Raw genomic sequence first — 12536 nt, forward strand, 5'->3', positions numbered from 1 at the left:
CCGGGTGTCGGCCGCTTCGGGCGTGGCCGACCTTCTTGCCCGCCATGTATGCCGCCAGGCTCTGTCAGCGGCAAGCGGCGCAAGGGCCTATCCCATTCGAGGGGTGGGGACGATTCGCGCCGGGCGCGCCGTCAGGCGCGAAGGACCGGTGGGAGCGTCCGATCGAAGCCCGTGACGGCCTCGTACGCTGCGGCGAGGCCGAGCAGGCCGGCCTCGTCCTGGTTCGGCGCGATCAACTGGAGGCCCATCGGCAGGCCGCCCGCGTTGAGGCCGGCCGGCAGGCTGATCACCGGGCAGCCGGAGAGCGTGCCGGGCACCACCACCTCCATCCAGCGGTGATAGCTGTCCATCGGACGACCGTCGATGCGGCGCGGCCATGTCTCGCGAGCGTCGAACGGGAAGACCTGCGCGGCCGGCAGGGCCAGCACGTCGAAGCGCTCGAACAGCCCGCGCACGCAATGATACCAAGCGGTGCGGGTGACGCTGGCGGCATGCAGGTCGAAGGCCGAGAGCGTCATGCCCTGTTCGACCTCCCAGACCGCTTCCGGCTTCATCTGCGCGCGCTTCCCGGGATCGCGCCAGTGGGCCGCGAGGCCGGCGCCGGTGATTCCCTGGCGCAACGTCACCCAGGCGCGCCAGATCGCCTCCGGATCGAAGGCGGGCCGCACCGGCTCGACCGCGGCGCCGTGGTCGGAGAAGACCCTGAGGCCGGCCTCGCACAGATCGAGCACGCCGGGCTCGAAGGCGAGGTGCCCGCCGAAATCGCCGATCCAGCCGATCCGCAGGCCCTTCAGCGCCCGCGGCCGGATCGCCGCGAAGGCGGCGGGATCCTGGCGGATCGCGTTCGGGGTGCGCGCGTCGTAGCCGGCCTGGACCGAGAGGAGGAGGCCGAGATCGGCGGTGCAGCGCGCCATCGGCCCGACGACGCCGAGCTGGGGCAGGAAGACCTCGTCGGTGTTGCCCGGCACCCGGCCGGCGGCGGGGCGCAGGCCCAGGACGTTGTTCCAGGCGGCGGGGTTGCGCAGGGAGCCGCCATGGTCGCTGCCGTCGGCGAGCGGCACCATGCGCAGGGCCAGAGCCACCCCGGCGCCTCCGCTCGAGCCGCCGCCGGATTTCGCCGGGTCGTAGGCGTTGCGCGTCACGCCGAAGACCGGGTTGGTGCTGTGCGAGCCGAGGCCGAATTCCGGCACGTTGGTCTTGCCGATCACGATCGCGCCCGCTCGCTTGAGGCGCGCGACGTGGATCGCGTCGGTCTCCGGCACGGTGTCGCGGAAGAGCGGAGACCCCTGCGTGTTCGGGATGCCGGCGGCGGCCGAGAGGTCCTTCACCGCATGGGGCAGACCGTGGAGCGGCCCGCGCGGGCCGGTCGCCGCCAGTTCCCGGTCGGCGGCCTCGGCCTCGGCGAGCAGGGCGTCGGGGTCGCGCAGCGAGACGATCGCGGTCACCGCCGGGTTGTGGCGGGCGATCTGGTCGAGATGGGCCTGCATCACCTCCCGGGCCGAGACGGCCCGGTCGCGGATCGCCCGCGCGAGGTCGGTCGCGCGCATCATGACGAGATCGGAAGCGGGCATGGCTCGGTCCTGAATCGGTCGGTCCTGGGGGATGGGTCTCGCGGCAGCGGAGCACGCGGGCGGGCGGCGGGGCAAGCGCGTGGGGCGCAAGGGTCGCGGTCGTCGACCTCCGACTGTCGATCCTCCGTCGCCAGTGCCCATCCGGCGAGCAGATCGCCGGCGGCGACGTATCTTTGAGCGCCACCGCGTGATCGGTTTCCGTCCTTTCTGCTGCGATGCGAGGCGCCGTGCTGTAGGGTAAGGCAGGGATGCCCGCGCCAGACGGGCACCCGGAGGATGCGGACCCAAGAAGGAGACAGCCATGGACGACGTCGCACGGGCGCAGGGTACGCCGCTGCCGCGGGCCGAGAGCACCGCCTGGTGGGCCGCGATGCCCCTCGATCTCTGGGGCGTGGTGCTGGCGGTGATCGCCGCGGGCGGGCTGAAGCTCGTCGGGATCCTGCCGTAAGCCGTCCACGCCGCCGTCGCATTCTCGCCAAAGCCACGGATCAGCCTGCCCGGCAAGACTTTCGCAACGAACCGGCGGCACGATCCCTGCCTGGCTCCATTGCGGAGCGGTCGCGCGCAGGAGGACGGTTCCATGCTGATGGCTTTCGTCGGACGCCTCACCCAGCGTTGGCGGGACCTCGTCGCCGAGATCATGGATCCCTACCGCCCCGAACTCCATTACATGCGCGGCCCCGGCCCGCGCTGGCGCGAGCGGCATCCGGAACGCTGACGGTCTACCGGCGGCGGCTCGTTCGTCGCCGCCCGCTCCCCGAGCGGGACGAGACCGGCATGGATCGCCGGCGATCGGCGTCTCCCGGTCGAGGCGATGTCGGCGACGCAGCCCGACCCACCGCGCCGTTCGGGTCCGGGCCCCGCTCTCGCGGCCCCGGCATGACGCGAAGGGCAGGCATCGGCGGAATACGGCGACGCTCGAGGCGGGCGACCGTCAACCTCGCGACGGGACACCCTCGCCCGGCGCAGCCTGGGCCGGACCGCCCGTCCGGCGGTCCGGCGATCGCCCTCAGCCCGAGACCGGCACCGCCTCCGCCAGGGTCGTCGGCCGGTCGGAGAGCCGGCTCGCCACCCCGAGCCCGATCAGCGCCGAGGCCGCGATGATGACGCCGGGGGCCGCCGCCCAGCCGGTGGCGCCGATCAGCGCATTGGCGGCGAGGGGGCCGAGGCCGCTCAGGAGCGTGAAGCCGACGTTGAGCGACAGCGCGACGCCGCTGAACCGCACCCGGGTCGGGAAGAGACCGGCGAGCAGGAAGGCGAAGCTGCCGTTGGCCCCGGCCACCGCCATGGTGAGGAGCGGCAGCACCAGGAACAGGTCGGCATCGCCCCGCGCCAGCACCTGGTAGGCCGGGATCACGCCGAGCAGGATGACGAGGGCCGAGACCTGCATCAGGCGCCGCGGCGGCACGCGGTCGGCGAAGAACGAAGCGAGAAGCAGCGAGGCCGACATCGCGAACAGGGCGACGTTCATCGCCATCGCCACGGTCTTGGGCGGGTACTTGAGCACCTGGATTAGGTAGGCCGGCATGTGGGCGAACAGGATGCCGTTGAAGCCCGCCGTGAGCGCCACGATGCCGATGCCGAGGAGCACCTGGCGACGGTGATGGCGGAGTACCTCACCGATCGGGCTGCGGGCGGCGCGGTGCTGCAGGCGCAGGAATTCCGGCGTCTCCTCGAGCGAACGCCGCAGCACGAAGCTGACGAGCCCGACGACCCCACCGAACAGGAAGGCGATGCGCCAGCCGTACTCGGCCATGGCGGAGGGCGGCAGCCACGATTGCAGGCCGAGATTGACGAGGGCCGCGAGCAGCACGCCGCCGTTGACGAGGCAGAAGACGATGCCGCAGGCCAGCCCCGGACGGCGCGATGCCGTCTCGACCACGAAGGTGATGGCGCCGGGCAGCTCGCCGCCGATGCACAGCCCCTGCACGAAGCGCAACAGCACGAGGAGCAGGGTCGCCCACACGCCCCAGGAGGCGTAAGCCGGCACCAGTCCCATGCCGAGGGTGCAGGCCGACATGGTGAAGACGGTGACGACGAACACGGTCTTGCGGCCGTAGCGGTCGCCGAAATGGCTCAGCACCAGCCCACCGAGAGGCCGGGCGAGGTAACCGACCGCGAACACCGCCAGCGACAGGGTCAGGGCCGCGACCGGGTCGCTCGCCGGGAAGAAGGCGGCGGCGATGTCCTTGGCGAAGATCCCGTAGACGATGAAGTCGTAGTACTCGAGCCCGCCGCCCAGGCTCGCGAGCAGCGTCATCTTCCATTGGCGGCGGGTGAGATCGCTCCCGCTGCTCACATCCGGTGTCATCGTGGTGTCCTCCGGGGCGTTCTTGTCCTTGTGCCCCGGAGCGCCCCTTACTGCGGTTCCGCCCGCCCCGCCATATCGCGCCGGCTACATCACCGCACCGATCTGCCAGGGCACGAACTCGGCGTCGCCGTAGCCGAAGCCCTCCGACTTGGTGCGCTCGCCCGACGCCACGCGCAGGATGGTCTCGAAGATCTGGCGGCCCTTCTCCTCGATCGAGACGCCGTCGAGCACGTCGCCGCAATCGATGTCCATGTCGTCCTGCATCCGCCGGTACATCTCGCTGTTGGTGGCGAGCTTGATCGACGGGGTCGGCTTGCAGCCATAGGCCGAGCCGCGGCCGGTGGTGAAGCAGAGCACGTTGGCGCCACCCGCGACCTGCCCGGTGGCCGCCACCGGATCGAAGCCGGGGGTGTCCATGTAGACGAAGCCCTTCGCCGTCACCGGCTCGGCGTAGCGGTAGACGCCTTGAAGCGTCGTGGTGCCGCCCTTGGCGGTGGCGCCGAGCGACTTCTCCAAGATGGTGGTGAGGCCGCCGGCCTTGTTGCCGGGGGAGGGGTTGTTGTTCATCTCGCCGCCGTTGCGGGCGGTGTAGGCCTCCCACCAGTGGATCATCTCGACGAGCTTGTGGCCGATCTCCGGGGTGGCGGCCCGCGCCGTCAGCAGGTGCTCGGCGCCGTAGATCTCCGGCGTCTCGGACAGGATCGCGGTGCCGCCCTCGGCGACCAGCCGGTCGACCGCGGCGCCGAGCGCCGGGTTCGCCGTGATGCCCGAATAGCCGTCCGAGCCGCCGCATTGCAGGGCCAGCATCAGCTCGGAGGCCGGCACGGTCTCGCGCTTCGCCTTCGCCACGGCGGGCAGCATCTCGCGGAGCGCCGCGACACCGGCCTCGATGGTGCGGCGCGTGCCGCCGCTGTCCTGGATGGTGAAGCTGCGGAAGGTCTCGCTCTCCTCGATGCCGTAGGCGCGCTTCCAGCGGTCGATCTGCAGGCCCTCGCAGCCGAGGCCCACCATGATGACGCCGCCCATGTTCGGGTTGGCGGCGTAGCCCCAGAGCGTGCGCTTGAGGATGTCGGCGCCCTCGCCCTGGATGTCGTAGCCGCAGCCGGTGCCGTGGGTGAGCGGGATGACGCCGTCGATGCCCGGGAACTCGTCGAGGAGACCGGAGCGGCGCGCTTCCTCGGCGATGAAGCGGGCGACCGTGGCCGAGCAGTTCACCGAGGTCAGCACGCCGACATAGTTGCGGGTGCCGACCTTGCCGTCGGCCCGCCGGTAGCCTTCGAAGGTGGCGCGCTCAGGCTCGGGCACCATGGCGACGGGCTTCGCTTCCTCGCAGAAGCGGTAGTCGCGGGCGAAGTCGCCCTTGGCGTCCCCTAAGCCCACATTGTGCTCGTGCACCCACTCGCCCGGCGCGATGGCGCGGCTGGCAAAGCCGATGATCTGGCCGAACTTGCGGATCGGCGCGCCCTCGGGAATCGCCACGACCGCGAATTTGTGGCCCCGCGGCACGCGGGCCGTGGCGGTCACGCCCTCGACGGCGGCGCCGGGCACGATCGGATCCACCGCCACCACGACGTTGTCCTCGTGGCTGAGGCGCACGATGCGGGGGTTGGTGGGGTGGAGCGGGGTGGGGGCGGACATGGGTCGGACCTTTGGAGGAATTTCAAAGAACCATACGGCCGGACGGGTCGGTAAGGCTATCGTCCGGCTTCCAGAGCAGCGACCGCTTGCGACGTCACGGTACACGACACATCAGGTTGCACAGTGCAGGCGCGGTGGCCGTCGTTCCCGCATCCGCGCAGCCTCCTGTGTGTCGCGCACCGTATTGCGAGGTGATCGGGCGCCGCTCTAATGCGCCAAGGCCTCCGCCTTGGCCCGCCCGCCGAGATATGCGGCGCGGATGTCGTCGTTGGCCCACAAATCCTGCGGCGCGCCGCTGAGCACGAGCTGGCCGGTCTCCAGCACGTAGCCGCGATCGGCGACCGAGAGGCCCATCCGGGCGTTCTGCTCGACGAGGAGCACGGTGGTGCCGCGCCGGCGCACCTCGGCGATGATCGCGAACACCGCCTGCACGATCACCGGGGCGAGGCCGAGCGACGGCTCGTCGAGGAGCAGGATGCGGGGCTTGGCCATCAGCCCGCGGGCGAGCGCCACCATCTGGAGCTGGCCGCCCGACAGCGTCCAGCCGAGCGCGTCGCCGAAGCGGCGGATGTCCGGGAAGAGCTCGAACATCCCCTCCGCCTCGTCGCGGATCTGGCGCGTGGACAAGCCCTTCCGATTCGAGGCGCCGAGCATGATGTTCTCGCGGACCGTGAGGCCGGGGAAGACCCGGCGCCCCTCCGGCACATGCGCCACGCCGCGGCGCACGATCTCCTCGGGGTTGAGACCCAGAAGGGACTGCCCCTCGAACAGAACCTCGCCGCCGGCGGGCTTCACGAGCCCCGAGACGGTCTTGAGCGTCGTCGACTTGCCGGCGCCGTTGGAGCCGAGCAGGGTCACGACCTCGCCGGCCTCGACCGAGAACGAGATGCCGCGCACGGCCTCGATCTCGCCGTAGCGGACGGTCAGGTCGCGGATTTCCAGGAGTGCCATCGTGTGTCTCTCCTGTCAGGCGGTGGCGAGGTCGGTCTTGAGGCCGACATTCGACCCCTCGGTGCTCTCCTGGCCGAGATAGGCCTCGATCACCGCCGGCTCGCGCAGCACCGTGGCCGTCACCCCGTCGGCGATGCGCCGGCCGAAATTCAGCACCGTGATGTGGCTCGCCACGTCGCTCACCAGCGTCATGTCGTGGTCGATGATCAGGATGGTCAGGCCCTTGGCGGCCATCCGGCGCAGGAGCACGGTGAGCGCGTTCTTCTCGGTCGAGTTGAGGCCCGCCGCCGGCTCGTCGAGGAGGAGCAGGACCGGGTTGCCGGCGAGCGCCCGGGCGATCTCGACGAGGCGCTGGTGCCCGTAGGAGAAGGACGAGATCGGCTCGTCGGCCCGCGCCTCCAGCCCGACGAAGGCGAGCGCCGCCCGCGCCCGCGCCTCCAGCGAGGCACGGTCATGGGCGACGATCGCGTTGCCCGGCCGCTCGGCGCCGATCACCACGTTCTCGAGCGCGCTCATCGAGCGAAAGAGGCGAATGTTCTGGAACGTCCGCCCGAGGCCCGCCGCCGCGCGCTGGTGCGGCGGAAAGCGGGTGATGTCCTGCCCGTTGAGCCGCACCCGGCCGCCGGTCGGGGTGTAGAGGCCCGACAGCACGTTGAGGGTCGTGGTCTTGCCGGAGCCGTTCGGCCCGATCAGGGCATGGATGCCGCCGCGGGTCACCGTGAAGCTGACCTCGTCGACGGCCTTCAGGCCGCCGAAATGCTTCGACAGCCCCTCGACCTCGAGTACCGGCGCGGCCGAGGCCGCGGCTTGCGTGAGCGTCAGGTCCTGCGCCCGGGGAGCGGCGGCCCTGCGCGGCCGCAGGCGCTTCACCTGATCGCCGAGGAAGCCCCAGATGCCCTCCGGCATGAACACCACGATCAGGATCACGGCGAGGCCGTAGATCGCGAGGTAGAGGCCCGGGATCTCCTTCAGGAAACGCAGCCATTCGGGGATCAGGATCAGCAGCCCGGTGCCGATCACCGCGCCGACCGGCGACCCGACGCCGCCGAGGAGCGCCATGGTAAGGAACACCACCGACTCGGCGAAGGAGAACTGGTCCGGGCTGATATAGGTGAAGCTGCCGGCAAACAGCCCGCCGCCGAGGCCCGCGAGCAGGGCGCCGATGGCGAAGGCCATGACCTTGGTGCGATAGATGTCGATGCCGGTGACGCCCGCCGCCAGCTCGTTGTCGCGCACCGCCCGCATGGCGCGGCCGAGCCGGGTCTTGGGCATCCGCCAGACCGCGTAGGCCACCGCCGCCAGCACGAAGACGCAGAGCGCGAGGTAGCTCTGGCCGTCGGTGAACAGGCCGGGGCGCTTGATGTTCGGCACGCCGTCCGGCCCGTGGGTGACCGGAATCCAGTTGATCATGATCAGCGTCAGGATCTGCTGGAACGAGATCGTCACCATGGCGAGGTAGTGGCCGCCCAGGCGGAGCGTCGAGGCGCCCAGGACCGCGCCGAGGATGAGGGCGAGCACGAGGCCGATCGGCAGGCAGAGCCAGAAGCTGATCCCGAGATCGACGGTGCCGAGGCCGACCGCGTAGGCGCCGATGCCGAAGAAGGCAGCCTGCGCGAGGTTGATCTGCCCGCACAGGCCCAGCACGACGGTCAGCCCGATGACCGCGATGGCGTAGGTCGCGGCCTGCATCAGGATGTTGAGCACGTAGCCGCTGAACGGCGTCGTGGCGGCGAGGAACACCGCGACCGCCACGAGGGCCGCGTAGGCGAGGGTGCCGACGGGAAAGCGGCGGGCGGGGGAGACGGACACCGGGTCCGCCGCGACGGGGCGAGGGGAGCCGGTCATGCTTTCTCCGCGATGCGTTCGCCGAAGATGCCCTGCGGGCGGAAGGCCAGGAAGGCGACGAGGACGATGAAGGCGAAGGCGTCCTTGTAGGGCACCGAGATGTAGGCGGCGCCGAAGGTCTCGATGATGCCGAGCGCCAGGCCGCCGATGATCGCGCCGGTCACGTCGCCGAAGCCGCCGATGATGGTGGCGGCGAAGGCCTTGAGCGCGATCGTGGCGCCCATCTGGATCGACACGAACAGGACCGGCGCGACCAGGATGCCGGCGATGCCCCCCAGCACGGCGCTGTAGACGAAGGTCAGCATGATCATCCCGGCGACGGGAATGCCGAGGAGCGCCGCCATCTCCTTGTCCTGGGAGGTGGCCTGGAGCTTCTTGCCGAGCAGGGTGTGCTCGAAGAACCAGTACTGGAACGCCACCAGCACCGCGGTGACGGCGATGATCAGCAGGTACTGGGTGTCGAGGTAGACCGGCCCGATCAGGAACCCTTGCGTCTCGAAGACCGGCGGCAGCACCTGCGGCTGCGGCCCGTAGAGGGCGAGCGTGGTGTTGGCCAGGAAGATCGAGGCGCCGATGGTCGAGATGATCACCGGCAGGTAGGTGCGGTGGCGCAAGGGATAATAGACGCCGAGATTGAACAGCGCGCCCAAAGCCGCCATGCCGCCGATGGCGAGCAGGAAGGACAGCCAGTACGGCCATTGCAGGTCGACGGCGAAGACCACCATCAGGAAGGCGGCGACCATCGAGAACTCGCCTTGCGCGAAGTTCACCACGTTGGTGGCGCGGAAGATCAGCACGAAGCCGAGCGCCACGAGCGCGTAGACGGCGCCGATGCCGATTCCCGTGAACAGAAGCTGGAGGATGAGGTCCATGCGGGCCCGCCCCGATCGGATGAAAAGGGTCGTGCCGCCGCGACATGCACGGCGGCCGAGACGGCGTCGGGACGGCTCGGGCCGTCCCGGTCGGGTCTTTCCGAAGGTCAGCCCTTGTAGAAGTCGATGCGCTTGTCGAAGACGATGTTGCCCTTGTCGTTGCGCACCACGTTGTAGCCGTGCAGGCCGTCGCCGTTCTGGTCGAAGTTGTAGGTGCCCTCGGCGCCCTCGTGGCCGCGGATGGCGAGCAGGGCCTCGCGGATCGCCTTCGGGTCGGTCTTGCCGGCGGCATTGATCGCCTTCGCCAGCACCGTCACGGCATCGAAGGTCCAGGAGGACTGGTTGTCGGGAGCGAGCTTCATCACCGCCCGGTAGGCCTTGCCGAAGTTGCGCGCCGCGTCGCTCGATTCCTCAGCGTAATCCGCCACGCCGTAGGTGTTGTAGAGCGAGGGGCCGGCGAGCTTGAGCGCCGTGACGTTGACGATCGAGGCCGAGCCGACCCACGGCGCCTGCACGCCGAGCTGGCGCAGCTGGCGGGCGAAGATGCCGAGGTCGTTCTCGAAGGTGAAGTAGGAGCCGATCACGTCGGCGCCGGACTGGCGGATCGCCAGCACCACCGGCGTGAAATCCTGGCTCTGGTTGGTGTAGCCCTGGTCGAGCGCCACCGTGGCGCCGGCCTTGCCCAACGCGTCCGTCAGCGCCTTGGCGCCGCTGGTGCCGAAGGCGTCGGTCGAGTGGATGATCGCCCACTTCTTCTTGGCCAGCGTGCTCACGCCGTACTCGGCGATGACGCGGGCCGAGAAGCTGTCGTTCGGGCGGAAGCGGAACAGCCAGGGGTTCCCGAGCTGGGTCAGCACCGGATCGGTGCCGCCGAAGGCCACGGGCTTTCCGGTCTTCAGGATGTCCGGTGCCATGGCGTGGTTCTGGGTCGAGCGGATCGAGCCGAGGAACGCCACGAGGTCGGGCTGCGACGCGAGCTTCGAGAAGGCCAGAACGGCGCCCGGATTGGTGGTCTGGTCGTCCTCGGTGACGATCTCCATCGGCTTGCCCAGCACGCCGCCGGCCTTGTTGACGGCCTCCAGCGCGATCTTGGCGCCGTTGAGGGCGAAGCGGCCGGCATCGGCGCCGGGCCCCGTCACCGGCAGAACCATGCCGATGCGCATCGTGCCGCCCTGGGCGCTCGCGGGGCGGATGATCGACGGCGCGACGACGCCGGCAGCCGCGACCGTGGCCGCACTCTTCAGGAAAACGCGGCGCGTCGTCCTCATCGTCATGTTCCTCCCAGGGGAAATGACCGGTGCTTCGAGGCCCGGCCTTGGGCAGGATGAGACACCGGCAGCGCTGCCATGTCCATCCCCCCGTCCATTCCCCGAGGATTAAAAATGCCCAGGCAGATCTGCACCGGACGGCCTCGACCGCGGGCGTCGGCGCGGCCATTCTCCGCCGCGCCAGAATGCGGCCGCACGACCGGCGGCCCGAACCAAGAAGCCGGGAGGATTTTCATGCAGATCTCAGCCAGCGGCCTGACCGCCTACGTGCGGGACATCTTCTCGCGCGCGGGCTGCTCGGAGGCCGAGGCCGAGCGGATCGGCCGCTACCTCGTCGCCGCCAACCTGACCGGGCACGACAGCCACGGCGTCATCCGTGTGCCGCGCTACGTCGCCTGGCTGCAGGAGGGCGAGGTCGAGGCCGACAAGACCCCGGAGATCGTGACCGACGGCCCGGCCTTCGCACTGGTCGACGCCCATTACGGCTTCGGCCAGACCGCCGGCCCCTTCGCGACCGAACTCGGGATCCGCAAGGCCCGGGAGAACGGCGTCGCCATCGTGGCCCTGCGGCATGCCGGCCATCTCGGCCGTATCGGCGAGTGGGCCGAGCAGGCGGCGGCGGCCGGCCTCGTCTCGGTGCATTTCGTCAACGTGGCGGGGAGCCTGCTCGTCGCGCCGTTCGGCTCGGTGGACCGGCGGTTCTCGACCGCGCCCTTCGCGGCCGGCTTCCCCGTCCAGGGTGCCGAGCCGGTGATCCTCGACTTCGCCACCTCGGCGGTGGCCGAGGGCAAGGTGCTGGTCGCCTCCCAAGGCGGCAAGACGCTGCCCGAGGGCGTGCTGATCGAGCCCGATGGGCGCCTGTCGAGCGATCCTTCGACGCTGTACGGCCCCCTCGACGGCCCGGAGCGCGACAACCTCAAGGGTGCAGGCGCCATCCGGGCCTTTGGCGAGCACAAGGGCTCGGGGCTGGCCCTGATGTGCGAGCTGCTCGCCGGCGCGCTCACCGGGTCCGGCACCGCCGGGCCGGGGTCGCGGCGGTTCTGCAACGGGATGCTGTCGCTCTACATGACGCCGGAGGCCTTCGGCTCCGAGGATGCGATGGTGCGCGAGACCCGCGCCTATCTCGACTTCTTCAAGGGCGCGCGGCCGGTGCCGGGCGGCGAGGTGCTGCTCCCGGGCGAGCCAGAGCGGCGGACCCGGGCCCAGCGCCTGGCGGAGGGCGTGCCGCTGCCCGATCCGGTCTGGGAGACCCTGCTGGCGGCGGGACGGCCGTTCGGCTTGGATGGGGAGGCGTATCGGGCGTAATTGAACGGATCGGACGGCCCTCACTCGGCCGTCCGATCCTCGATCGCGAGGCCGGGCACGCGGCTGACCCCTCCGACGTTCCCGGTCACGAGCGTGAGGTTGGCCGCGAGGACGTTCGCGGCGATCCAGACATCATCGTTGCCGATCAGCTGACGTTGTCGTCCGAGCGCGGCCCGGAGTTCACCGTAGCGGCGGCCGGTTTCCTCGGGCTCGGCGATCGCGATCGGAACGACGGCGACCAGTCGGGACGAGGACTGCGAATGCATTGTCTCGATCCGCGCTCTTCTCCGCGCCAAAGCACAGCTCTCCGTACGTCACCGGCGACATGACGGCTTGGCCGATGCGGAGCGCATTCAATCGAGCGACGACCGAGCGCGGCCGCCTGCGCCGGAGCGCGATGATGGCGTCGGTATCGATCAGGTAGCGAGGCGTCACAGGCCCTCGCGCTCCTGCGGCCGGCCATCCTGCAGATCGGCCGGCATATCGGCGGGCATGCTGCCGATGATGTCGAGGAGCACGGAGAGATTGGCCGAACGCTTGCGCAGGACGACTTCGTCGCCACGGCAAAAAATCTCGACCTCGCCGCCGTCGAAGCGGAATTCCTGCGGCAGCCCGACGGTTTGGCTCCCGCCGGACATGAAGAGCTTCGCGACGGTCATGATGAGTCCGTATGTACACATACATCAATGGCCCGATCGCCCCAGCGGCGGTCGGCCCGTAGAAAACCACGAGACACAGGCCCCCACTCCCGTACAATCCCCCCGTCCGGCGCGAA

At 70.2% G+C, this 12536-nt stretch carries 12 protein-coding genes; 3 read left to right on the plus strand and 9 right to left on the minus strand.

The genetic code is table 11. From position 1 onward, the window contains the following. Positions 1-131: 131 nt before the first annotated feature. On the minus strand, positions 132-1571 hold the full coding sequence (locus tag G4G93_RS29130) for an amidase (protein ID WP_165089881.1): 1440 nt from the start codon (positions 1569-1571) through the stop codon (positions 132-134). A 301-nt stretch (positions 1572-1872) separates the two neighbouring features. Here G4G93_RS29130 and G4G93_RS29135 point away from each other — a divergent pair, with 301 nt between their 5' ends. Then, on the plus strand, positions 1873-2019 hold the full coding sequence (locus G4G93_RS29135) for a hypothetical protein (protein ID WP_165089884.1): 147 nt from the start codon (positions 1873-1875) through the stop codon (positions 2017-2019). Positions 2020-2151: 132 nt separating this feature from the next. After that, positions 2152-2289, plus strand: a complete 138-nt coding sequence (locus tag G4G93_RS35595) for a hypothetical protein (protein ID WP_206290091.1) — start codon at positions 2152-2154, stop codon at positions 2287-2289. A gap of 291 nt (positions 2290-2580) precedes the next feature. Here G4G93_RS35595 and G4G93_RS29145 read toward each other — a convergent pair whose 3' ends face one another. The 6 genes from G4G93_RS29145 to G4G93_RS29170 all read right to left on the minus strand — a co-directional run bounded on the left by G4G93_RS29145 (position 2581) and on the right by G4G93_RS29170 (position 10456). After that, entirely contained in the window at positions 2581-3882 is a 1302-nt protein-coding gene (locus tag G4G93_RS29145; protein ID WP_165089886.1) for an MFS transporter, read from the minus strand. An 84-nt stretch (positions 3883-3966) separates the two neighbouring features. Then, complete coding sequence (locus G4G93_RS29150) at positions 3967-5520, minus strand: UxaA family hydrolase (RefSeq protein WP_165089889.1); 1554 nt, start codon at positions 5518-5520, stop codon at positions 3967-3969. A 207-nt stretch (positions 5521-5727) separates the two neighbouring features. Then, positions 5728-6471 carry an ABC transporter ATP-binding protein gene (locus G4G93_RS29155; RefSeq protein ID WP_165089891.1) on the minus strand — a complete coding sequence of 248 codons (744 nt, stop codon included), beginning with the start codon at positions 6469-6471 and terminating at the stop codon, positions 5728-5730. Positions 6472-6486: 15 nt separating this feature from the next. After that, on the minus strand, positions 6487-8316 hold the full coding sequence (locus G4G93_RS29160) for an ABC transporter permease subunit (RefSeq protein WP_165089894.1): 1830 nt from the start codon (positions 8314-8316) through the stop codon (positions 6487-6489). Next, positions 8313-9188 (minus strand): branched-chain amino acid ABC transporter permease, encoded by an 876-nt coding sequence (locus G4G93_RS29165; RefSeq protein WP_165089896.1) that lies wholly within the window; start codon positions 9186-9188, stop codon positions 8313-8315. The genes G4G93_RS29160 and G4G93_RS29165 overlap by 4 nt, the downstream gene beginning before the upstream one ends. Positions 9189-9295: 107 nt before the next feature. Then, complete coding sequence (locus G4G93_RS29170) at positions 9296-10456, minus strand: ABC transporter substrate-binding protein (protein WP_165089899.1); 1161 nt, start codon at positions 10454-10456, stop codon at positions 9296-9298. 234 nt (positions 10457-10690) lie between these two features. On the opposite strand from G4G93_RS29170, the gene G4G93_RS29175 reads away from it, so the two are divergent. Next, a complete protein-coding gene (locus tag G4G93_RS29175; protein ID WP_165089902.1) occupies positions 10691-11761 on the plus strand; it encodes a malate/lactate/ureidoglycolate dehydrogenase in 1071 nt (356 codons plus the stop codon). A gap of 20 nt (positions 11762-11781) precedes the next feature. On the opposite strand, the gene G4G93_RS29180 is transcribed toward G4G93_RS29175, so the two are convergent. Next, positions 11782-12027: a type II toxin-antitoxin system VapC family toxin gene (locus G4G93_RS29180; RefSeq protein ID WP_165089904.1), complete on the minus strand. Its 246-nt coding sequence runs from the start codon at positions 12025-12027 to the stop codon at positions 11782-11784. A gap of 165 nt (positions 12028-12192) precedes the next feature. After that, positions 12193-12420 (minus strand): antitoxin, encoded by a 228-nt coding sequence (locus tag G4G93_RS29185; protein WP_165089907.1) that lies wholly within the window; start codon positions 12418-12420, stop codon positions 12193-12195. Positions 12421-12536 lie beyond the last annotated feature (116 nt).

The sequence above is a fragment of the Methylobacterium sp. DB0501 genome, assembly GCF_011043735.1.
Lineage (GTDB): Bacteria > Pseudomonadota > Alphaproteobacteria > Rhizobiales > Beijerinckiaceae > Methylobacterium > Methylobacterium alsaeris.